Origin of the sequence: Myxococcus sp. CA023 (assembly GCF_010998615.1) — a bacterium.
Taxonomy (GTDB): Bacteria; Myxococcota; Myxococcia; order Myxococcales; family Myxococcaceae; genus Myxococcus.
The window spans coordinates 109,785-131,470 of the sequence record NZ_JAAEAH010000013.1; the positions used below are offsets into that span (position 1 = coordinate 109,785).

At 68.9% G+C, this 21,686-nt stretch carries 17 protein-coding genes and 1 pseudogene; 11 read left to right on the forward strand and 7 right to left on the reverse strand.

Annotated elements, in window-relative coordinates:
• The first annotated feature begins 3 nt into the window (after window positions 1-3).
• Window positions 4-909: a class I SAM-dependent methyltransferase gene (locus tag F8M74_RS08040; protein ID WP_141253005.1), complete on the forward strand. Its 906-nt coding sequence runs from the start codon at window positions 4-6 to the stop codon at window positions 907-909.
• Between the two features lie 73 nt (window positions 910-982).
• On the opposite strand, the gene lspA is transcribed toward F8M74_RS08040, so the two are convergent.
• Window positions 983-1,510 carry a signal peptidase II gene (lspA, locus tag F8M74_RS08045; protein ID WP_141253004.1) on the reverse strand — a complete coding sequence of 176 codons (528 nt, stop codon included), beginning with the start codon at window positions 1,508-1,510 and terminating at the stop codon, window positions 983-985.
• 98 nt (window positions 1,511-1,608) lie between these two features.
• Entirely contained in the window at window positions 1,609-2,280 is a 672-nt protein-coding gene (locus F8M74_RS08050; protein WP_141253003.1) for a hypothetical protein, read from the reverse strand.
• Between the two features lie 116 nt (window positions 2,281-2,396).
• Here F8M74_RS08050 and F8M74_RS08055 point away from each other — a divergent pair, with 116 nt between their 5' ends.
• From F8M74_RS08055 to F8M74_RS08070, 4 genes are all read left to right on the forward strand, one after another.
• Entirely contained in the window at window positions 2,397-2,978 is a 582-nt protein-coding gene (locus F8M74_RS08055) for a tRNA-uridine aminocarboxypropyltransferase (protein ID WP_141253002.1), read from the forward strand.
• A 511-nt stretch (window positions 2,979-3,489) separates the two neighbouring features.
• Complete coding sequence (locus tag F8M74_RS08060) at window positions 3,490-4,488, forward strand: radical SAM protein (protein WP_141253001.1); 999 nt, start codon at window positions 3,490-3,492, stop codon at window positions 4,486-4,488.
• Between the two features lie 12 nt (window positions 4,489-4,500).
• Window positions 4,501-5,019, forward strand: a complete 519-nt coding sequence (locus F8M74_RS08065; protein ID WP_141253000.1) for an NUDIX domain-containing protein — start codon at window positions 4,501-4,503, stop codon at window positions 5,017-5,019.
• The gene (locus F8M74_RS08070; RefSeq protein WP_141252999.1) at window positions 4,995-5,879 is read left to right on the forward strand and encodes a hypothetical protein; all 885 of its coding nucleotides are present in this window, start codon (window positions 4,995-4,997) and stop codon (window positions 5,877-5,879) included. The genes F8M74_RS08065 and F8M74_RS08070 overlap by 25 nt, the downstream gene beginning before the upstream one ends.
• Here F8M74_RS08070 and F8M74_RS08075 read toward each other — a convergent pair.
• Together F8M74_RS08075 and F8M74_RS08080 are read right to left on the reverse strand one after the other, a co-directional pair.
• Window positions 5,863-7,434, reverse strand: a complete 1,572-nt coding sequence (locus tag F8M74_RS08075; RefSeq protein WP_141252998.1) for a GMC family oxidoreductase N-terminal domain-containing protein — start codon at window positions 7,432-7,434, stop codon at window positions 5,863-5,865. The two genes, F8M74_RS08070 and F8M74_RS08075, sit on opposite strands and share 17 nt — an antisense overlap.
• Window positions 7,435-7,464: 30 nt before the next feature.
• Window positions 7,465-8,031, reverse strand: a complete 567-nt coding sequence (locus F8M74_RS08080; protein WP_228559560.1) for a hypothetical protein — start codon at window positions 8,029-8,031, stop codon at window positions 7,465-7,467.
• Between the two features lie 76 nt (window positions 8,032-8,107).
• Between F8M74_RS08080 and F8M74_RS08085 the strand changes: the two genes are divergently transcribed.
• From F8M74_RS08085 to F8M74_RS08100, 4 genes are all read left to right on the forward strand, one after another.
• Window positions 8,108-11,296, forward strand: coding sequence for an efflux RND transporter permease subunit (locus tag F8M74_RS08085; RefSeq protein ID WP_228559557.1), 3,189 nt, complete (start codon window positions 8,108-8,110; stop codon window positions 11,294-11,296).
• Entirely contained in the window at window positions 11,293-12,471 is a 1,179-nt protein-coding gene (locus F8M74_RS08090) for an efflux RND transporter periplasmic adaptor subunit (RefSeq protein WP_141252997.1), read from the forward strand. The genes F8M74_RS08085 and F8M74_RS08090 overlap by 4 nt, the downstream gene beginning before the upstream one ends.
• 78 nt (window positions 12,472-12,549) lie before the next feature.
• On the forward strand, window positions 12,550-12,858 hold the full coding sequence (locus F8M74_RS08095; protein WP_141252996.1) for a c-type cytochrome: 309 nt from the start codon (window positions 12,550-12,552) through the stop codon (window positions 12,856-12,858).
• Between the two features lie 65 nt (window positions 12,859-12,923).
• On the forward strand, window positions 12,924-13,685 hold the full coding sequence (locus tag F8M74_RS08100) for a ParA family protein (protein WP_026114108.1): 762 nt from the start codon (window positions 12,924-12,926) through the stop codon (window positions 13,683-13,685).
• Between the two features lie 58 nt (window positions 13,686-13,743).
• Here F8M74_RS08100 and rnk read toward each other — a convergent pair whose 3' ends face one another.
• From rnk to gltB, 3 genes are all read right to left on the reverse strand, one after another.
• A complete protein-coding gene (gene rnk, locus F8M74_RS08105; RefSeq protein WP_140792149.1) occupies window positions 13,744-14,160 on the reverse strand; it encodes a nucleoside diphosphate kinase regulator in 417 nt (138 codons plus the stop codon).
• Window positions 14,161-14,269: 109 nt separating this feature from the next.
• A complete protein-coding gene (locus tag F8M74_RS08110; protein ID WP_141252995.1) occupies window positions 14,270-15,730 on the reverse strand; it encodes a glutamate synthase subunit beta in 1,461 nt (486 codons plus the stop codon).
• 3 nt (window positions 15,731-15,733) lie between these two features.
• Complete coding sequence (gene gltB / locus F8M74_RS08115) at window positions 15,734-20,299, reverse strand: glutamate synthase large subunit (RefSeq protein WP_141252994.1); 4,566 nt, start codon at window positions 20,297-20,299, stop codon at window positions 15,734-15,736.
• A gap of 236 nt (window positions 20,300-20,535) precedes the next feature.
• Between gltB and F8M74_RS08120 the strand changes: the two genes are divergently transcribed.
• Both F8M74_RS08120 and F8M74_RS08125 read left to right on the forward strand, forming a co-directional pair.
• Complete coding sequence (locus F8M74_RS08120) at window positions 20,536-21,024, forward strand: 8-oxo-dGTP diphosphatase (protein WP_141252993.1); 489 nt, start codon at window positions 20,536-20,538, stop codon at window positions 21,022-21,024.
• Window positions 21,025-21,162: 138 nt separating this feature from the next.
• Window positions 21,163-21,686 (forward strand): annotated as a pseudogene (locus F8M74_RS08125) (energy transducer TonB); the annotation flags it as partial.

Genomic DNA, 21,686 nt, shown 5'->3' on the forward strand with positions numbered 1-21,686 from the left:
GAAGTGAAGAAGACACTGGTTCAGGTTCAGGCGGCGGTGACGCGGTCGGTGGGCATCGTCATCCACAAAGTGGTGCCATCATTCCGTCTGGCGGTCGCCCGGTTCCAATACAACATGGCGTCGAAGATGTACTCACACCAGGGCTACAAGTTCATCAACTGTGGCTACGCGGACATGGAGGGCGACCACAAGGCGGTGGATTTCAACCGGCCGGAGAATGTGTATGTGTTGTGGGAAAGCCTGTACCAGCGCGTGGTGGGGCAGGCGGAGCTTGCCGGTCGCGAAGTGCTGGAGGTCGGCTGCGGCCGCGGCGGTGGCAGTGAATACCTGATGACGCGGCTGAAGCCTCGCTCACTGACGGCGGTGGACCTCTCCGACGTGGCCATCGCGCGCTGCAAGGAGAACTACCGGCTGGACGGGCTGTCCTTCCAGGTGGGCAATGCCTGCGCGCTCCCGTTCGAGGACAGGCGCTTCGACGTGGTGGTGAATATCGAGTCGTCGCACTGCTACCCCTCGCAGTTGACGTTCTTCGAGGAGGTCAAGCGGGTGCTCAAGCCCGGGGGCGCTTTCTGCTTCGCGGACATCACCGAGTCCGCCGAGCACACCGCCCGCATCAACGAAGAGTTCAAGGCGCTGGGCTTCACGGTGGTCCACCATGAGAACATCACGGCGAACGTGGTGAAGGCGTTGAACGTGGTGAAGGAAACGCCTCAGTTCACCGAGGCCTTCGAGCGCTGGGAGTCGCCGAACAAGAAGGGCAACATGAAGGTCCCCTTGATGGTCATCAACGGGACGCTGAAGGACCTGAACTCGGGCAAGGAGTACCAGCGCTGGGTGGTGCGCCGCGAGGAGGCGACCGAGCGCCCGGTTGCTGGCGAGCAGGCGCGGGCCGCCGCTGCCATGGCGTGATGCGGATGGTGCGCCAAGGGGGCGCGCGAGCGGTGGCCCGCTCTCGCGCCCACGCCCTGGCTAGTCGCCCTGGCTAGTCGCCCTGGCCCGGCGCGGGCACGGGCGCAGGGGCCGGTTGCGGACGACGGGAGTCGAAGGCCATCAAGATGGCGCCGACGACGAGCGCGGCGTCCGCGACGTTGAAGGCATACCAGGGGTTCAGCGGCCAGAACCCGAAGTCAGCGACGACGAAGTCCGTCACGCTGCCCAGGCGGACGCGGTCAATCAGGTTGCCGATGCCGGCGCCGACGAGGCCGAGCGCGACGTGCAGCCGGTAGTGGTCCGCGGGCGTCTGGCGGACCAGGTGGATGACCAGCAGGAAGACGGGGATGGCCACCGCGCTGAGGATGAGCTGGGCGTAGGGCAGCGACCGGAACATGCCGAAGGTGATGCCGGTGTTCTCCACGTACTGGAAGCGGATGACGTCGCCGAAGACGCTCATGCCGGTGTAGCCCAGGGGCTTCACGTGCTCGCGGACCAGGACCTTCGTCCATTGGTCGAGGATGAGCAACAGCGTGGCCAGCCCGCCCACGACAAGGTACTTTCGACGCTCCGGAGTCATTTGCGGCGCAGCCTCCTACAAATGAGGTGGCCGGACAACCACCGGGAGTGTCAGCGAGCGGATGCTCATCGTGCTCGCAGGGCCACTGGCAGACCGAGTTACCGCGTGGGGAAGGGCCAAGCGACGAGGGGCACCGGTACCGGTGTGGGCCGCTCCATGTACAGGGAGTGCGCGAACGGGCCGACCTCCTTTGTCTCGGAGAGTGCGTTGAACCGGCCTGTCATTTCGAGTTCGGCCCCACTTCGCTCCATCGAATTGTCGATGAACAGCGTCAGGACGCCTGTGTGGACCCAGCCGAACTCGAAAGTGAAGAGTCCCACCACGCATTCCATCCGCCCCCGGCGAGGAGAGGGGCCTCCGGCGATGAGCGCCTCGGCGACGCGGGCGGCGGGGGCTGAGTCCAGATGGCTCTCGCTCAGACTCCAGGATGCAAGAGGGCGCTCGAAGCGGATGGGGGTGCGCAGGCACAGCACCGCGTGTTGAACCGCGGGCGGGAGGGAGGCGTCTTCACCCAGCAGCGCCGCGGCTCGCGCGAAGCGGCTTGCATCGGCGGGCTCTGTCGCGACGAGATAGTTCCAGGCCGCGGAGAAGGGGCCGCCGCCGTGTTCCACCAGATAGCCGTCGGGAGCTTGGACCCCCACGGCGGCCGTCCCTTCGGGGGCACGGTAGTAGCCGTACTTCTGGAGCGTTTCCAACTGCCAGAGCCCCGGGCCCACCCGGCCAAGGCGGGCGGCCCAGCGGTCGCTCGGAAAGTCCCTGGCTTCAGGCATTCGCGGCCGTGTCCAGGCCCAGTGCGTCGTCACCGCCCAATCACCCATGGCGAAGCATCCCAGCACGAGGGCCAGGGGGAAACGAGTGCTTCTGTTCGTCCAAGGGCCGGACCAAGATGGGGGCAGTGTCTTCCCGTCTCGCCAGTCGCCCGCGTTGTTCCCGCTGCAACCTGGCGCTTCACCTGTGCCTGTGTGACGAGATTCCCCAGGTCCACACGCGGACGCGAATCCTCCTCCTGCAGCACGTGATGGAGATCGCGAAGAAGAGCAACACCGGCGGCGTGGCCGCGCTGGCGCTGGTGAACTCGAAGCGCCTCATCCACGGATCCCCCAGCGGGAGCGCGGAGCTGGAACTGCTCTCCGAGCCCGGGACGTGGCTGCTCTATCCCGATGGGCCGCGCGCGCCGCCCGATGCACCGCCACCGCGGCAGCTGGTGGTGCTGGATGCGAGCTGGTCCCAGGCGCGGCGGATGACACAACGGGTCGCCGCGCTACGGACGCTGCCTCGCCTGGCGCTGCCGCCACCGGAGCAAGGACTGCTCCGGCTCCGCGAACCCTCGCACCCCTCCGGGATGTCCACCCTGGATGCCGTGGCTCGTGCGGTGGCCGCGTTGGAAGGGGCCGACGTGGCCCAGCCCCTGGCGCGGCTCGCCGCGCTCCGGGTCCAACGGATCGCCGAGTGTGGGACCTTGTATTGAGTCCCCCGGTGCCCGTGCGCAGCTTCGTGTCTTCGTGAGTTGACACGCGCTTGAGCCGGTCTTGATGGATTCGAGATGTCTGTGATTGCGTTGCCAGGGGGATTCACCGCTTCCCCCGGCAGCGATGCGGGCGGAGCGCGGAGCCGACGCTGGTTCGCGGCGGCGCCCGACACCGCGATGTCAGTGGCGTGAGTTAAAGAGAATGTCGCGGCAGATGAGCCTCTTCCAGGGACCTCGTGAAGAAACAGAAAAACTCGCTCTTGCGGATAAAATGAAACCCACGTAACATCCCTGTGACGTCAGCGTAGGCTGGCTCTTCTATTTCAAGAAGTCATGAGGGAGATCCCCGGGAGATTCGGGGGCACTGCTGGGTGGATGTGACTGTACCCGTGCCCAAGGCGGCATGGGCGTCCTCCTGGGTGTGGTGTGTCTTTCGATTGGGCGGCTCAGATTCATCAACCAAGGCTCTGCGGCCCATTGCCGGCTGCGGGGCTGTTCTTAATTCTTCGCCATGTCCGCACGCATCAGAGAGCGTCAGGAGAGCTGGGGCACCATCATCTACGACAACCTCCGCGATGAGTTCTCGGCGAAGGTGTTCGAGGGCTGCGTGCCTGTGCCGCGGAGTCCCATCGGTTGTGGATGGCTGGTCACCGCGCCGTGCAACCTCAAGTGTATCCACTGCTACGGGAACGTCGAGGACCTGCCGTCGAAGCGGCTCTCCACGCCCCAGCAGCTCAAGGTGGCCGATGAGATCATTCGCGCGGGAATCATGCGACAGATTCTCTCCGGCGGTGAGCCGTTGATGCGTCGAGACACGCTGAACGTCATCGACAAGCTCACGGACCATGGTGTCGCCACCATCCTCGGCACCAACGGCACCTTCCTGACGCCACAGATGATGAAGACGGTGTCTCGCTGCACGCGCGTGGAAATCAGCCTCGATTCCATGGACGAGCGGGTCAACAACGAGATTCGCCCCAGCCGCAACGCCAAGGGTAACACCTACCAGGAGACGCTCCGGGCCATGGGCCTGTGCGTGGACAATGGCGTGGCGCCGCGAATCCTGACCTGTCTCAACCGCCACAACAGCCAGCATGTCGAGGAACTGGCCCAGTTCATCTACGAGCGGGGCATCCGCGACTGGGCCATCTCCTGGACGCTCTCCGCCGGTCGCGCCTATCACATCTACGGCGAGTTGATGCCCGAGGAGACGTCGCATGTCACCGCGGCCGTGGAGCGGCTGCGGGAGCGCTACCCGGACATGCAGATTCGCCTGTCGGACCGCACCGTCAACTACAGCCGCTACTACTTCCTCATCTGGCCAGACGGCATCATGGGCACCGAGGAAATCGTCACCGGCAAGAAGCTCTTCTTCAGCTCGTTGGTGACGGGCTCCGTCCAGGACGGTTGGAAGCAAGAGAACTACGACCTGGACGCACACTTCCGGAAGTGGGTGGGGGACCGCATCGAGGTCATTCCCATGGAAGGCCGGAAGCCCCTGGTCGCATAGGATGTCCGTGACATGGAGCTGATTGACGTCATCGACACCCAGGGGCAGGTGGTGGGGAGCGCGCCCCGCGACCAGATCTACGGCCAGAAGCTGCCCCATCGCATCGTGCATGTGATGGTGGAGCGCGACGGCAAGGTCTTCCTGCAGCGGCGCTCCCGGCACATGACCTTCATGCCCGGCCACCTGTGCACGTCCGCGGGAGGCCACGTGAGCGCGGGCGAGGCGCCCCTGGAGGCCGCCCAGCGGGAGCTCCTAGAGGAGCTGGGCTTGGAGGGGCCACTGGTGCCCGTGGCCGAGTTCGTCTTTGACGATGGGCACCACCGGCGCATCTTCCTCTACCGCGCCCGAATGGAAGGCCCGCTGCGCTTCTCCGAGCGGGAGGTGGATGGGGGCATGTTCCTGGCGCCGGAGGAGTTGGGGCGCCTGCTGGATGAGCCCTGTCATCCCCAGTTGTGGCCCTGTTTGGAGCGCCTCTTCCCCGAGCCGAGCGCCGACGCGCGGACGCGATGGAAACCGTCCTCTACTCGCTGACGTCCGTCCTGTTGCGGTCGGGAAACAGCGTCTTCGACCGGCTCAGCTACGGGCTCCGCCGCCAGTCCATCCTCGTCCTCAACTTCGCCAACAACTTCGTCCCGTTCCTCTTGCTGGCGGCGCTGACGCCGCTGCTGCCCATGACGGACAGGGCGGGGTGGGCGCTCTATGGCAACGCGAGGCTCGCGCTGTTCGCGGTGAGCGTCCAGGGGGTGGCCTTCGCCTTCTCCTACGGCTTCCGGCACCTCACGGTCGCCCGGGTGAACATCGCCTCGCGCATCGGGGATGTGCTCATCCCCCTGGCGCTCATGCTGTCCGGCCGCACGGTGCACTGGACCGAGTATCTGTTCGCCCTCGCCGTGTCCGGCTGCTCGTTGCTGGCCGCGGGAGGTGCCTCGGACAGCCGCCGCGCTCTGTGGCTGCCGGCGTTCTTCATTACCGTGGCCGTCCTCGTGCAGAGCCTCTGCGGGGAACTCTTCTTCCAGGGCCAGCCTTCGGGCGTGGCGTCCAACCTGGAGGTGAGCACCGCCTTGATGTTCTGGAGGAGCGCGGCCTGTCTGGTGCTGCTGCTCCTCTTCGGCGCCCGGGGGGCGCTGGGGGCGCAGTTGAGCGAGCTGGTCGTGGACGGCCGCGCACGCACCAATCTACTCGTGCGCGCCCTCTTCACCGTGGGCAATCAGGTCGCCTTCGTCATGGCGCTGGCGGCGGGAAACCGCGTCGTCGCCTGGCCCATCCTCAACTCGGTGACGCTCTTCTCCCTGGTGTTCGCCAACGCCTTCATCCAGGAGGCGCCCGCGCGACGCGAGGTGTTCGCCGTCGTGGCCATCGTCGCGTTGGCAGTGCTCAAGGCCGCGCTGTAGTTCGTGACGACGCCAGGTCCGGCAGCACCTGGTCCGCGAAGCGCAGCGAGAGGGCGGTGAGCGTCAGCGTCGGGTTGATGGCGCCGTTGTTCGGGAAATTGCCGTTGGTGAGGGCGAACAGGTTCTTCGTTCCGAAGACGAGGTGCCTCCCGTCCACGACGCCCGAGTCCGGCCCCTGGCCGAAGCGCGCCGTGCCCACCGAGTGGTCCGCCCTGCGAATCACGCCCGAAACCCAGACCTCCGACTCGCGGCAACCCGCGGTCTTCATCACCTGCATCAAGGTGTCGGTCATCCACTGCCAGCGCGCGGCGAACCCCGAATCCACCGCGTAGTGAATCTCCACCTGGCGCTCGCCCGGCTTGCCCGTGAAGCGCAGGCGGTTCTCTGCCTGGGGGAACTCCTCGATGAAGCCATGGAGGTTGAGCCGGCTCTCCCGGGCGAAGGAGGCGATGTACTCGGGCGCCAGTTGCTCCTGGCGGACCCAGGCCTGCAGGTCCGGCTCCTCCGGGTACTCGGAGAAGATCATCTTCCCGGCGGCCTGCTGCTCCGGCGTGTCGAAGTGCCGTGAGAAGAGGGCGGGCATGGGGACTTCGCGCCCGTTGAACTCCCGGGGGGGCTTCGCCAGCTTGCCCTCGAGCTTCAGCATCGGGTGGGTAATCAGGTAGCGCCCGAGCGTGGGCAGGCGCTGCTCATCGAAGCCCGAGTGCCACAGCAGCTTGGGCGTCTCCAGGGCACCCGCGGCCACCAGCACGGCGTCCGCGTCCAGCGTGGCAGTCTCGCCCTCGGCGGTGCGGTAGGTGACGCCCTGGGCCACCTCTCCCGCCATGCGCACGGCCAGCACCGGGCTGCTCGCGAGCAACCGGAAGCCCGGGTGGGACTCCATGTCCGCCAGCAGCAGGGTGGGGTCGAAGCGCGCGCCCATCGGGCAATACCGGCACGTGCCAAACGTCATGCACGGGCCGCCCACGCCCTCGCCGCCGGGGCCTCTGCGCGACATGGGAATGTGGTCATAGGTGATGCCTAGCGCCTTCAGGGCGTGGCGCACCGGCTCCGACTCGATGGGATACGGCGGGCTGTTCCACTTGTAGGGCTGCGAGCGCCAGGGCGTGGGATGTCCGTCCACGGGCGCGTTGGGACCGGTGACGTTCAGCAGGGACTCGGCCTGGCTGTAATAGGGCTCGAGTTGGGTGTAGCTGAAGGGCCAGTCATTCCCCTTGCCGGTGCGCTTGCGCAGCTCCAGGTCCTCGGGCTGGAGGCGGGGCGTCCAGCCGCTCCAGTGCAGCGTCGACCCGCCCACCGCCATGAGCCGGCTGCCCTTGATGAGGAAATGGTCGCGCTCGGGTTGGACTCCGGGGCGGGAGTTGGCGTCACCCTGCGAGTCCTCACAGGCGTGGTAGGGCCGCACGCCCGTGGTGACGAAGTCCAGCCAGCGGCGCGAGTCCCGCATGGGCGTGCGAGGGCCGGCTTCGAACATCACCACCTCGTAGCCCCGCTCCAGCGCGGCGCGGGCGGTGATGACCGCGGCAACACCACTTCCGACGATACACAGCCTCATGTTGTCAAATCCTGTTGGCGGCCGCGCTGACTACAGCTCGTCCGAGGCGTGATAGGAGCCAGACTCGTGCGGCTCGTGCCAGAGCCCGCCCATGTGGCCATTCATGTTTCCGAAGCCAAACGTCCGGAAGCCCCCGCCGACCAGCGACATGATGGCCAGTTCGCCCACCACCTTCACGCGGTGGAGCTCTGGCAGCGCCAAGAGCCATTCCACGGAGAGCTTCTCGGGCCGCTTCACCTCCGCCGCGAAGCGGGTGTAGGTGGCCAGGTACGAGGGACGCTCCTCGCATTTGAGGCGCAGATAGCCTTCCAGCAGCGCCTCGTTGAGCTGACCGTCCATTCCCACGAAGCGTGAGAGCCGGCGAGCCGTATCGAGCAGGACCTCCCGCACGTCGTCGGGGAGCGGCCCTGCGCTGTCGGGGGCGATGAGCTGGAGGGGCGCCGCTCCCGCAGTGGGAGGTATCAGCCGCGGGCGAAGCGTGCCGCAACTGGAGGCCACCACGCCGATTCCCAACCACTGCAGGAGCTGTCTGCGATTCAGCAGCGCATGCGTCAGCACAGTCTCAGAAGAGGGAGATGTTTTCACGGCGTTGTTCATGACGGCTCAGCCCTCATGCTGCCCCAGTCTTCCCAGCGGAAGCAAGGGTTGCGGACATTGCCTCGATTGCTGCTCCATGGCAAAGAGCGGAGGCGATATGTGGATCGTCCGGCTGGCGCTCCGACGCCCCTATACCTTCGTGGTGGCGGCGCTGCTGCTCGTCTTCGTGAGTGTGCAGGTCATCCGCGAATCCCCCACGGACATTCTCCCCGAGGTCGACATCCCCGTCATCAGCGTCGTCTGGAGCTATGACGGGCTGCCCGCGCAGCAGATCGAGCGGCAGATTACCCAGTACAGTGAATACTCCCTGGCGAACAACGTGGCGAACCTGGCCCGGCAGGAAAGCCAGTCATTCGACGGTGTATCGGTCGCCCGGTTGTATCTACACCCCGGGGCTGACGTGGCCGAGGCCATGGCCCAGGTGACGGCGTCCTCGCAATCCATCACCCGGCGGATGCCTCCGGGGACGCAGCCGCCCATCATCCTCCGGTATTCGGCCAGCAGTGTGCCCATCCTCCAGGTGTCGTTCAGCAGCGAGACGCTCACCGAGTCGCAAATCTACGACCATGTGAATCAACGCGTTCGGCCCCTGCTCGGCACGGTCCGGGGCGCGCGCATTCCCCAGCTCATGGGCGGCAAGGTCCGTCAGATGACCGTGGACCTGGACCTGGAAGCCCTCGAGGCCCATGGGTTGGCGCCGCACGACGTCGCCTCGGCGGTCTCCGCGCAGAACCTGGTCCTGCCCACGGGGAACATCAAGATGGGCGCGCACGAGTACCGCGTGACGCTCAACAGCAGTCCGGAGACGCTCGGCGCGCTCAATGACATCCCGGTGCGCCGGGGCGATGGCCGAGTCGTGTTTCTCCGAGACGTGGCGCACGTGCATGACGGCTTCGCGGTGCAGACGAACATCGCCCGGGAGGAGGGCCGGCGCTCCGTCATCCTGTCCGTGATGAAGACGGGGGACGCCTCGACGCTGGAGGTCGCCCGCCGCGTGCGCGTGCTGCTGCCCACCATCCAGGCCGCCGCGCCGGAGGGGTTGTCGGTGCGGTTGCTGGCGGACCAGTCCTCCTTCGTGACGACCGCCATCCACGGGCTCCTGGTTGAAGGGGTCATCGCCGCGCTGCTGACGGCGACGATGATCCTCCTGTTCCTGGGGAGCTGGCGGAGCACGCTCATCATCGCCATCTCCATTCCCTTGTCGGTGCTCGCGGCCATCCTGGTGTTGCGGGGCCTTGGGTACACGCTCGACTCGATGACACTGGGCGGGCTGGCGCTCGCGGTGGGCATCCTCGTGGATGACGCCACGGTGGAGATAGAGAACATCCACCGCAACCTGGCCATGGGGAAGCCGCTCACCCAGGCCATCCTGGATGGCGCGGAGCAGATCGCCGTACCCGCCTTCGTCGCCTCGCTCTCCATTGGCATCGTCTTCGTCTCGGTGCTCTTCCTGGAGGGGCCGGCCCGGTACCTGTTCCTGCCCATGGGCCTGGCGGTGGGGTTCTCCGTCATGGCCTCGTATCTGCTCTCGCGCACGCTGGTGCCCACGCTCGTGCAGTTCCTGCTGCGCGCGGAGATTCAGCGGCACGGGCAGCCCCGGACGGGCTGGCTGGCGCGACTGCACCACCGGTTCGAGGAGGGCTTCGAGCGCTTCCGGGCGCGGTACGTGAGGGCGCTCCAGGGGGCCCTGGCCCGGCCGCGCCGCGTGCTGGTTTTCTTCCTGCTCGCGGTGCTGGCGGCGGTGGGGTTGATGCCCTTCGTGGGCCGCGACTTCTTTCCCACCGTGGATGCGGGCCAGCTCCGCCTTCATGTCGTGGCGCCGCCGGGGACGCGCATCGAGGAGACGGAGCGGTACCTGTCGCTCGTGGAGGACGCCGTGCGCGAGCTCATCCCCGCCGAGGACCGGGTGAGCCTGATTGACATGATGGGCATGCCGGGCGGCTACAACCTCGCGCTGACGGACACCTCCAACGTGAGCAGCGCGGACGGGGAGGTCCTCGTGACGCTGGCTCCGAAGCGCCGCGTCCGGACGGACGCGTACGTCCGAATGTTGCGCGAGGAGTTGCCGCGGCGCTTCCCCGAGCTCACGTTCTACTTCCAGCCCGCGGACATCGTGACGCAGATTCTCAACTTCGGGCTGCCGTCGCCCATTGACGTGCAGGTCTCCGGCTCCCAACGCGAGGCCACCTATGCCATCGCGCGCAAGCTCGAGGCGGAGCTGGGGCAGGTCCGCGGCGCGGTGGACGTGCGCCTGTCCCAGGTAGTGAACGCGCCTCGGCTGCACTTCGAGGTGGACCGGGTCCGCTCCAGCGCGGTGGGGCTCACGCAGCGGGACGTGGCCAACAACGTGCTGCTCACCGTGTCATCCAGCTCGCAGGTGAGCCCCAGCTTCTGGATCGACCCGAAGACGGGGAACAGCTATCCCGTGTCGGTGCGCGTACCGGAGACGCGGGTGTCCTCGGTGGAGGACCTGACGCGGATGGCGCTGCCCACCCGGGAGGGACCCCAGCTCCTGGGCGACCTCACCCGGGTGCAGCGCGAGTGGACGCCCGTCTTCGTCACCCACGCGGACATCCAGCCCACCTTCAACGTCCGCGCGGACGTCCAGGACACGGACCTGGGCAGCGTGGCGTCGCGGCTGGAGCGGATTGTCGACCGCTACCGAGAGGAGCTGCCGCCGGGCTCGCGCATCCAGGTGCGTGGGCAGGTGGAGAGCATGCGCACCAGCTTCGACCGGCTGCTGTTGGGCCTGCTGTTCGCGGCGGTGCTCGTCTATGCGCTGATGGTGGTCAACTTCCAGTCCTGGCTGGACCCCTTCATCATCATCACCGCGCTGCCCGGGGCGGTGGTGGGCATGGTGGTTTCGCTGTTCGCCACGCAGACGCCGTTCAGCATTCCCTCGTTGATGGGCGCCATCATGAGCGTGGGCGTGGCCACGGCGAACTCCGTGCTGGTGGTGTCCTTCGCCAACGAGCAGCTCGCGCTCGGCGCGAGCGCGGCGGAGGCGGCGCTCGAAGCGGGGCGGGTGCGGGTGCGCCCCGTGTTGATGACGGCGCTGGCCATGGGCCTCGGCATGCTCCCCATGTCCCTGAACCTGGGCGAGGGCGGCGAGCAGAACGCCGCGCTCGGTTGCGCCGTCATTGGCGGCCTCGTGGGCGCTACGGTAGCGACCCTGTTCTTCGTTCCCGTCGTCTACAGTCTGATGCAGGCGCGGCGGGCTGTCCGCGCGGCGGCCCCTGAACTCGAGCCCTCGGTGACAGCGTGACGGAGCAGACCCCTGGCGTGGATGCCGCGGCACCCGCCGCCGCGGCGCGAGGCGGGCGCTGGCCCTGGGTGTTCGCCGCCTTGCTCCTGGTGCTGCTGGGGCTCGGCGTGGCGCCACGGTTGGAGCGGTCGCGCGCGTTGGATCGGCGTGAAGCGGAAGCCCGCCTGCCGCCGCTCGTGGCCACCGCGCGCGTGACGCGGTCCGAGCCGAAGGCGGAGCTCACGTTGCCAGGGACGGTCCTTCCCAGTCAGCGCGCGTCGCTGCACGCTCGCATCAATGGCTTCGTGGGCCGCATCCACGTCGACCTGGGCGACCGGGTCCACGCAGGCCAGTTGCTGGCGGAGCTTGAAGCGCCCGAGCTCCAGGCGGAGTGTCACCGGGCCCGGGCGCGCCTGGATGAGACGGAGCGGAACCTGGAGCTCGCTCGCGCGTCCGCGCGGCGCGGGCAGATTCTCGCGGGAGAGGGCAACGTCAGCCACGAGGTGGCGGAAGAGGCGCGGGCGCGGGCCAACTCCGCGGAGGCTTCTCTGAAGAGCGCGAAGGCGGAGGTGGATCGCCTCGATGCGTTGTACGCGTATCGCCGCGTGGTGGCGCCGTTTGATGGTGTCATCGTGCGTCGCAACGTGGACCGGGGAGCACTGGTCACCGCGGGCAGTGGCAGCGGCATGACGAGCCTGTTCGAACTCGCGCAAACGCACACGCTGAAGGTCTACGTGGATGTGCCGCAGTCCCTCGCCCATGACATCCGGCCGGGGCTGGAAGCGCGGATCTCCACGCTGGATGCGCCCGCGCGGGCGCTGCCGGGACGCGTGGTGCGGACCGCGGGGGCGTTGGACCCAGGGACCCGCACGCTCCTGACGGAGGTGCAGCTCGCCAACGCAGAGGCGCTGTTCGCCGGGGCATTCGTGCGCGTCCGGTTGCTCATCGAGCGCGAGGCTCCGCCCATGCTCATCCCCGCCAGCGCGCTGGCCGTGCGGAGGGAGGGGCCCACGGTCCTCGTGGTGGGGGAGGCGAATGCCGTCCAGCAGCGCGTGGTCGTGCTGGGGCGTGACCTGGGCGCTCATGTCGAGGTGATGGACGGATTGTCCGCCGAGGACCGGGTGGTGCTGAGCCCACCGGACACCCTGGGCGATGGGCGCGTGGTGCGCGTCGCGGAAGGGCGTGCCGCGCGCTAGTTCGCGTGGAACTCAGCAAAATCAGATAGGGCTGCCATGTCGGTCAGTCTTGATATGCTGTGCGGACTGGAGACTTCGATGAAGCGTTTTCTGTGGCTGTCTGTTTTCGCGGTGGCGTTGGTGTCCAACGTGGCCTCCGCGAGCGAGGAGCTCGCGAAGGCCAAGAGCTGCATGACGTGCCATTCAGCGACGGCGCGGCTGGTCGGTCCCTCGTACAAGGAGATTGCCGCCCGCTATGCGAAGCAGGAGGGCGTGGAGGACAAGCTGTCGCAGCGCATGCGCAAGGGCAGCAGCGGCGTCTGGGGCGCCATTCCGATGCCGGCGAACGCCCAGGTGTCGGAGGCCGAGGCGCGCGCGCTGGTGAAGTGGATCATGACGCAGAAGTAGCGCGCGGAGGAGGCGCCGCCGCCCGTGGCTTCTCTCCCCGTGGGACGTCCGGTATAGACCGGGGCATGGCGTTCATCGCGTTCTCCACCATCAAGGGCGGCGTCGGCAAGACGACGCTCTGCTCGCATGTGGCGGCGGCCCTCGCGGATGCCGGCCGCCAGGTGCTGCTGCTGGACCTGGACCCCCAGGCCCATGCGTCGCTGGTGCTGGGGCTGGAGAGCCGGGAAGGCCCGTGCGTGGGGGATGCGCTCGGGCCCCGTCCCAAGCACACGCTGGCGCAGGTGGTGGTGGCGTCACCGAAGCGGCCCGGCTTGTTCATCGCCCCCGCCGCGCCGCGCATGGCCGCGCAGGAGCGCGAGCTGTTCCAGTGGGGCCACCGCCTCCAAGCGATTCCTCGCGCGCTCAAGACGCTGGGGTGGACGCCGGACATCATCCTCGCGGACACCCCGCCCAGCATCGGCGCCTACACCGAGGCCGTGCTCGCCTCCGCGGACCTGGTCGTGGCCCCCGTGCCCACCGGCGCCTTCGCGCTCCAGGGGCTGGGGGAAATCGAGACCGCCTGGCGTGACGTTCGCGAGCAGGGCGGTGAGCTGGTCGCGGTGGTGAATCTGTGGGATCGCCGCACCACCGCGACCAACGAGGCCATGGAGGGCGCGCTGAGCGAGTCCACCGTGCCCGTGCTGCGGGCTCGGATTCCGCGCTCGGAGTCCATCAACCAGGCGGGGCTGGGCTACGAAGTGGTGTTCGACACGAGCCCCCAGGCCGCCGGGGTGGAGGAGCTGCGTGCCCTGGCGCAGGAGTTGGCGAAGCGCGTGGGCCTGCGCTGAAACGGCAAACGGCACCGTCCGCCACGAGGGCGCACGGTGCCGTCCGGGGGAAGCCGAATCAGAGGTTGTAGTGGCCCGAGGCCTCGGGCTGGTAGGGCACCGCGACGATGCGCAGCCGCTTGGAGCGTCCGCCCGGCAGGGGCCAGGTGATGGTCTGCCCCACGGTCAGTCCGATGAGCGCGCTGCCGATGGGGGCCAGGACGGAGATGCGGCCGTCGTCGCTGCTGGCGTCACGTGGGTAGACGAGGGTGACCTCCCGGCGCTCTCCCGTCTGTTCGTCCTCGAAGACGACCTTGCTGTTCATCGTCACGACGTCGGGCGGCACCTCTTCCGACGCGACGACGCGGGCCCGGGTCAGCTCCGCGTCAAGCATTTCCGCGAACTCGGCCGTGCGGCCGCCTCCGTTGTGGTCCACCACCTGGCGCAGGCGCTCCAAGTCGGCTTCGGTCACGATGAGGGTCTGTTCGCTTCGCATGTCAGGGGCCTCCTGTGGGAGGGAGTAATGGGTTAAGCCCATTCTAACTGCCTCGCCCGCTATTTATTCCTGAGTCGCCCAAAAAGGCGACCCGGGCGTTTCATTCCGCTCAGAAGGCGCAGTCCGCGCCCCGGGTGGGCAGCGCGGAGCGCCCCCCAGAAAGATATGCATCGCAGGCCTTGGCGGCTTCGCGACCGTCTGACAGGGCCCAGACGATGAGGCTGGCGCCCCGGCTCGCGTCCCCGGCGCAGAATACCCCGTCCGCGGACGTGGCGAAGCGTGCGTCCACCTGCACCGTGCCGCGGGGAGACAGCTTCACCCCCAGCTCCTCGGAGAGGTTGCCCACCTCGGGCCCCGTGAAGCCCATGGCCAGCACCAGCAGGTCCGTTTCGAACGTCACCTCGGTGCCGGGGCGTTCAATGAGGCGGGGCAGGGCGCCAGGTCCGGGCTGGAACTCGATTTCCACGGCCTGCAGCGTCTGGAGCCGTCCGTCGCTGCCCGTCAGCCGCTTCGTCATCAGCGCGAAGCGGCGCTCGCCGCCTTCCTCCTGGCTGGTGGAGGTGCGGAAGATGACAGGCCACCTCGGCCAGGGGTTGCCCTCCGCGCGCACCGCGGGCGGTGCGGGGAGGAGCTCCACCTGCCGCACGCTCGCCGCACCCTGACGCAGCGCGGTACCCAGGCAGTCCGAGCCGGTGTCGCCGCCGCCCAGCACCACGACGTGCCGGCCGGCCGCGTCCAGGCGCGAATCCTTCTGGCCATGGCCCGAGACGAGCCGGTTCTGGTGCTCCAGGTACTCCATGGCCTGGACGACACCGGACAGCTCGCGTCCGGGGACCTCCAGCTCGCGCGGACGGCGCGCGCCCATGGCCAGCACCAGGGCGTCATGCTTCGCGCGCAGCTCGCGGTAGCTCAGGGCACCGCCTACGTCCACGCCGGTGACGAAGGTGATGCCCTCGGCCTCCATCAGCGCCAGGCGCCGGTCCACCACGGACTTCTCCAACTTGAAGTCGGGGATGCCATAGCGCAGCAGGCCACCGGCCCGGGCGTCCCGCTCGTACACGGTGACGGTGTGTCCGGCCGCGTTGAGCTGCGCCGCCGCCGCCAGCCCCGCGGGCCCGGAGCCCACCACACCCACCGTCTTCCCGGTGCGGCGTGCCGGAGGCCGGGGCTTCACCCAGCCCTCCTTGAAGGCCCGTTCGACGATTTCCTTCTCCATCTGCTCGATGGTGACCGGGTCCCGGTCGATGGCGAGCACACACGCGGCTTCGCACGGCGCCGGGCACAGCCGGCCCGTCATCTCCGGGAAGCCATTGGTGCGGCTGAGCAAGTCATACGCCTCGCGCCAGCGCCCGCGGTACACGGCCTCGTTGAAGTCGGGGATGAGGTTCCCCAGGGGACAGCCCTGGTGACAGAAGGGGACGCCACAGTCCATGCAGCGGCCTGCCTGCCGTTTGGCCTCGTCGGGGGCCAGCGGCAGCGCGAACTCGCGCCAGTCGCCCAGCCGGTCCGCCTTGTCCCGCTTGTCCGCGTGGACGCGCTCCCACTCGATGAATCCGGTTGGCTTACCCATGGCTCAGGCCCTCCCCGCCGCGGACTGGGGCAGCGCCGCGGATGTGGACTCCGGTGGTCTGCGCGCGGCGCGCCGTGCCTGGAGGACCCGCTTGTAGTCCGTGGGCATCACCTTCACGAAGCGCGGCACCATCAGCTCCCAGTTGTCCAGCACCCGCCGCGCCAGCGCGCTGCCGGTGTGGTGCAGGTGTCGCTCCACCATGCCGTGCACGAGCCAGATTTCGGACTCGTCCACCAGGGACTCCAGCTCCACCATCTCCAGGTTGCAGCGCTGCCGGAAGGACTGCTCGCGGTCGAGCACGTAGGCGATGCCGCCGCTCATGCCAGCCGCGAAGTTGCGCCCGGTAGGGCCCAGCACCACCACCGCGCCGCCCGTCATGTATTCGCAGCCGTGGTCGCCCACGCCCTCCACGACGGCCTGCGCGCCGCTGTTGCGCACCGCGAAGCGCTCACCCGCGAGCCCTCGCAGGTACACCTCGCCGGCCGTGGCGCCATAGAGCGCGGTGTTGCCCACCAGCACGTTCTCCTCGGCGGTGAAGCGGCTGGCCGGCGGCGGGTAGACGATGATGCGTCCACCGGACAGGCCCTTGCCCACGTAGTCGTTGGCGTCGCCCTCCAGCTCCAGCGTCACGCCCTTCACCACGAAGGCGCCGAAGCTCTGGCCCGCGGAGCCCTTCATCCGCACGTGGAGCCGGCCATCCGGCAATCCCTGGCCCCCGTGACGCCGGGCAATCTCCCCCGACAGCAGGGCGCCCACGGCGCGGTGCGTGTTGGCCACCGGCACGTTGAGCAGCATGGGCGGCCCGCCGTCCAGCACCGCGTTGGCGTCGCGCAGCAACGCGTGGTCCAGGTGGTCGGACACGTCCTTGATGCGCGGCTCGGTGCAGTGGCGTGGCTCGCTGTCCGGCGCGGCCGGCGCTGCCAGCAGCCCGGACAGGTCCACGCGCTTCGCCTTCCAGTGGTCCACCGCCGGGCGCTGCCGCAGCAGGTCCACGCGGCCCACCAACTCCTCCAGGGTGCGGGCGCCCAGCGCGGCCATCCGCTGGCGCAGGTCCTCCGCGATGAGGAGGAAGAAGTTCACCACGTCCTCGGGCTTGCCCTGGAAGCGCTCGCGCAGCCCCGCGTCCTGCGTGGCGATGCCCGCCGAACAGGTGTTGAGGTGACACTTGCGCAGCATGATGCAGCCCACGGCCACCAGGCTGGCGGTGGCCATGCCGAACTCCTCGGCGCCCAGGAGCGTGGCCACCAGCACGTCGCGCGCGGTGCGCATGCCACCGTCCGCCTGCACGCGGATGCGCGAGCGCAGCCCGTTGTGCACCAGCACCTGCTGCGTCTCCGCCAGCCCCAGCTCCCAGGGCAGGCCCGCGTGCTGGATGCTGGACAGCGGCGAGGCGCCCGTGCCGCCCTCGTAGCCGGAGATGACCACGCAGCTGGCGCCGGCCTTGGCCACGCCCGCGGCGATGGTGCCCACGCCCACCTCGCTCACCAGCTTCACGCTGACCCGCGCGGCCGGATTCACCGACTGGAGGTCGTAGATGAGCTGCGCCAGGTCCTCGATGGAGTAGATGTCGTGGTGCGGCGGCGGAGAGATGAGCGTCACGCCCGGCGTGGACCAGCGCACGCGGGCAATCCGCTCATCCACCTTGTGGCCGGGCAATTGGCCGCCCTCGCCGGGCTTGGCGCCCTGGGCCACCTTGATTTGAAGCTCGTCCGCGTTGACCAGGTACTCCGTGGTGACGCCGAAGCGCGCGCTGGCCACCTGCTTGATGGCGCTGCGGCGCAGGTCGCCGTTCTCGTCGCGGGTGTAGCGCCGCGACTCCTCGCCGCCCTCTCCGCTGTTGGAGCGCCCGCCCAGCCGGTTCATCGCGATGGCCAGCGTCTCGTGCGCCTCCGCACTGATGGAGCCGAAGGACATGGCGCCGGTGACGAAGCGCCGGGCAATGGAGAGCGCCGGCTCCACCTCGTCCAGCGGCACGGGCGTGCGGCCCTCGTGGGCGATTTCGAGCAGGCCGCGCAGGTTGCTGTGCTCGCGCGTCTCGTCGTCCGCCAGCCTCGAGTACTCCGCGAAGGTGGCGGCGTCGTTCGCGCGCACCGCCGCCTGGAGCTTGGCGATGGTGGCCGGGTTCCACTTGTGCCGCTCGCCCAGACGGCGCCAGCGGTACTGGCCGCCCACGGGCAGCATGCCGGCCTCCACGTCCGCTTCCGCGCCGAAGCCCCGGGCGTGGCGCTCCGACACTTCGCGCCCCAGCTCCGGCAGGCCCACCCCCTCCACGCGCGACGCCGTGTCGGTGAAGTGCCGCTCCACCAGCGAGCGCTGGAGCCCCACGGCCTCGAAGAGCTGCGCGCCGCGGTAGGACTGGAGCGTGGAGATGCCCATCTTCGACATCACCTTGAGCAGGCCTTCCTCCACGGCGTGGATGAAGCGGTCCTGCGCCTTCTCCGCGTCCACGGCCAGCTCGCCGCTGTCCGCAAGGGCCCGGAGCGTGTCCAGCGCCAGGTACGGGTTCACCGCCGCGGCGCCGTAGGCGAACAGGCAGGCGAAGTGGTGCACCTCGCGCGCCTCCGCCGTCTCCAGCAGCAGGCCGGTGTACATGCGGATGCCGTCACGGACGAGCCGCTGGTGCACCGCGGACATGGCCAGCAGCGCGGGAATGGCCGCGTGCGCCGCGTCCACGCCGCGGTCGCTCAACAGCAGGATGCTGGCGCCCGCGTCCACCGCGTCCACGGCCTCGTTGCAGAGCTTCTCGACCGCCGCCTCGAGCGCGCCTTCGCCGCCGTCCAGCGCGTAGAGGAGCGACAGGCGGCGCGTCTCGAACAGGCCCTCGTCATTGATGGCCGCCAGCCGCGCGAGCTGCCCGTTGGTGAGGATGGGGCCGGGGAGGGACAGCCGGTGGCACTGCTCTGGCGTCTCCTCGAGGGTGTTGCTCTCCGGGCCCAGCGCGGTGGCCAGCGTCATCACCAGCGACTCGCGCAGCGGGTCGATGGGCGGGTTGGTCACCTGCGCGAAGAGCTGGTGGAAGTAGGAGAAGAGGCTGGGGGCATGGTCGCTGAGCACCGCCAGCGGCGTGTCCGTGCCCATGGAGCCCACCGGCTCCTTGCCCGTCTCCGCCATGGGCGTGAGCACCGAGCGCACGTCCTCGGCGGTGTAGCCGAAGGCGCGCTGGGCCCGCCACAGCTCCTCGCCGCGCAGGCGCACCGGGGCGGCGACGGCGGGGAGGTTGTCGAAGGTGTAGACGTTGCGCTGGAGCCAGCGGCGGTAGGGCCAGCGCGTGGTGATGTCGCGCTTGACGTCCTCGTCCTCCAGGATGCGGCCCTCGGTGGTGTCCACCAGCAGCATGCGGCCCGGCGTCAGGCGGCCCTTGCGGCGCACCTGTGAGGGCGGCACGTCGATGACGCCCATCTCCGAGGCGAGGATGATGCGGTCATCCTCCGTGACGAGGTAGCGCGCGGGCCGCAGGCCGTTGCGATCCAACGTGGCGCCGATGAGCTGCCCGTCCGTGAAGGCGATGGCCGCCGGCCCGTCCCAGGGCTCCAGCAGGGCGGAGGAGTATTCATAGAAGGCGCGCCGCTCGTCGGACATCAGCGCGTCGCCCTCCCACGCCTCCGGAATCATCATCATCAGCGCGTGGGGCAGGGTGCGGCCGCCCAGGTAGAGCAGCTCCACCATGTTGTCGAACTGCGCCGAGTCGCTCTTGCCCGGGACGATGATGGGCTGGAGCGCCTCCAGGCTTCCGCCCAGGCGCGCCGTCTGGAGCAGGCCGCGCCGCGCGGTCATCCAGTTCCGGTTGCCACGCATGGTGTTGATTTCACCGTTGTGCGCGATGAAGCGGAACGGCTGCGCCAGCTCCCACGTGGGGAACGTGTTGGTGGAGAAGCGTGAGTGAACCAGGCCCAGCGCGCTCACGAAGTCCGGCTGCTGCAAATCGGAGTAGAAGCGTGGCAGGTCCACCGGCAGCATCAGCCCCTTGTAGACGAGCGTCTCCGACGACAGCGACGCCACGTGGAAGCGGCCCTTGGGGTCCACGCCGCGCGCCTGGATGAGGTTCTCCGTCAGCTTGCGGATGCGGTACAGCTTCCGCTCGAAGGCGCTGGGGACCATTCGTCGCCGCGCCACGAAGAGCTGGCGGATGACGGGGGCGGCCTCACGCGCCACGGGGCCCAGGTGCTCCGGGTTCACGGGCACGTCGCGCCAGCCGAGCACGCGCTGGCCCTCTTGTACGACGACTTCCTCGAAGGCGGCCTCACAGGCGGCCCGGGCCTCGGGCTCGGGCGGGAGGAACACCTGCCCCACGCCGTAGTGCCGGCGCGGCGGGAGGGCGAAGGGCAGCTTCGGGGACTCGCGCTCGAAGAAGCGGTGGGGGAGCTGCACCAGGATGCCGGCGCCGTCGCCGGTTCGTGGGTCCCTGCCAGCGGCCGCCCGGTGGCTGAGCCGGTTGAGGAGCTCCAGGGCGTCCTCGACGATGCCTCGCGAGCGTTCACCCCTCAGGTGGGCGACGAATCCCACGCCGCAGGCGTCATGCTCGGTGTCTGGCTCATACAGGCCGTACCGGCCGGGGCGGAATGCCGACATCAAGAGTCCCCTCTCCCGACGACGCGGGTTGTCATCAAGAATAATGCTTGTGTCGCAACAGGTTAACGCGCTGCGTTGGCTGGCGTAAAGGGCAGTCCCCGACCCACCGTGCGAGCAGGGCGGGGTGAGGAGGGACCTGGCTGACCCGGCATGAACTACAGTGCCGCGCTCTGTCACATTCCGGCGGTGGCCAAGGGGCTCCGCGCCTGGATGCCGCACCGCGCGAGGTCGCTCCCATGCCGTACACCCCGATCATCGGCACGCTCGGTTACGTGATGTCACCGGACGGGCAGCGCGTGCTGCTCGTCCACCGCAACGCCCGCCCGGATGACGCCCACTACGGGAAGTTCAATGGCTTGGGCGGGAAGATGGAGCGCGACGAGGACGTGGCCGCCTGCATGCGCCGGGAGATTCGCGAGGAGGCCGGCATCGAGTGCACGCGGATGGTGCTGCGCGGCACCATCTCCTGGCCGGGCTTCGGCAAGCACGGGGAGGACTGGCTGGGCTTCGTGTTTCGCATCGACCGCTTCGAAGGCACCCCGCTCGAGCGGAACCCGGAGGGCTCCCTCTCCTGGGTGCCCCTGGCGGATATCCAAGGCCTCAACCTGTGGGACGGCGACCGGCACTTCCTGCCGCTGGTGTTCGACGCCGACCCCCGGCCGTTCCATGGGGTCATGCCGTATTCCGGTGGCCGCGCGCTGAGCTGGTCCTTCAGCCGCCTGTAAAGGGCTGTCGCGAAAGGGCTTTTTCGCGCGCCGTCCCTCCGTGGACAACCGGACGGGCATTCCACCGTGCGTAAGAAGTTTTACTCAGCGAGCGTTGACGGATGAGGCCCGTGGGGGGTATCCACGTCCGCAGTGAGAGTGAGAACGATTCTCAATTTCGAACTTCCGGAGCCCGCCGCGGATGCAGCATCCGCGGTGTTGCCTCAACCCGCTGGGGCGCTCTTCCGCATGGGGGATGCCGCCGGGGTGGAGGGTTTCTGGAGCCGCTGGAGCGGGGCCGTTGTCGTGGCGGTCGTGCTCCACGCGGTCGTCGTCGCGGCGGGACTGTCCGTGTCCCCGGCGTTGCCGAAGAAGGTGGTGCGGGAGGAGCCGGAGTTGGTGTTGCTGGCGTTCGCGGCACCTCCGCCCCCGCCGCCCGCGGGTGGTGGAGGGGCGCAGCCGGCCGCGAAGAAGGAAGTGCAGCGCCAGGCGCGTCCCAAGCCAGCGCAGCGGGTGATGCCGACCCCCGTTCCCCGGCCCGAGCCGGTGGCGGAGGTGAAGCCGGAGACGCCCCCAGAGCCGGAGCCCGTGGTGGAGCCCGAGCCTGTTCCCGAGCCCACGGTGGCGAAGGCGGAGCCGGCGTCCGCGAGCAGTGAGGCGTCCGCGGTGGGAGGGGTGGTGGG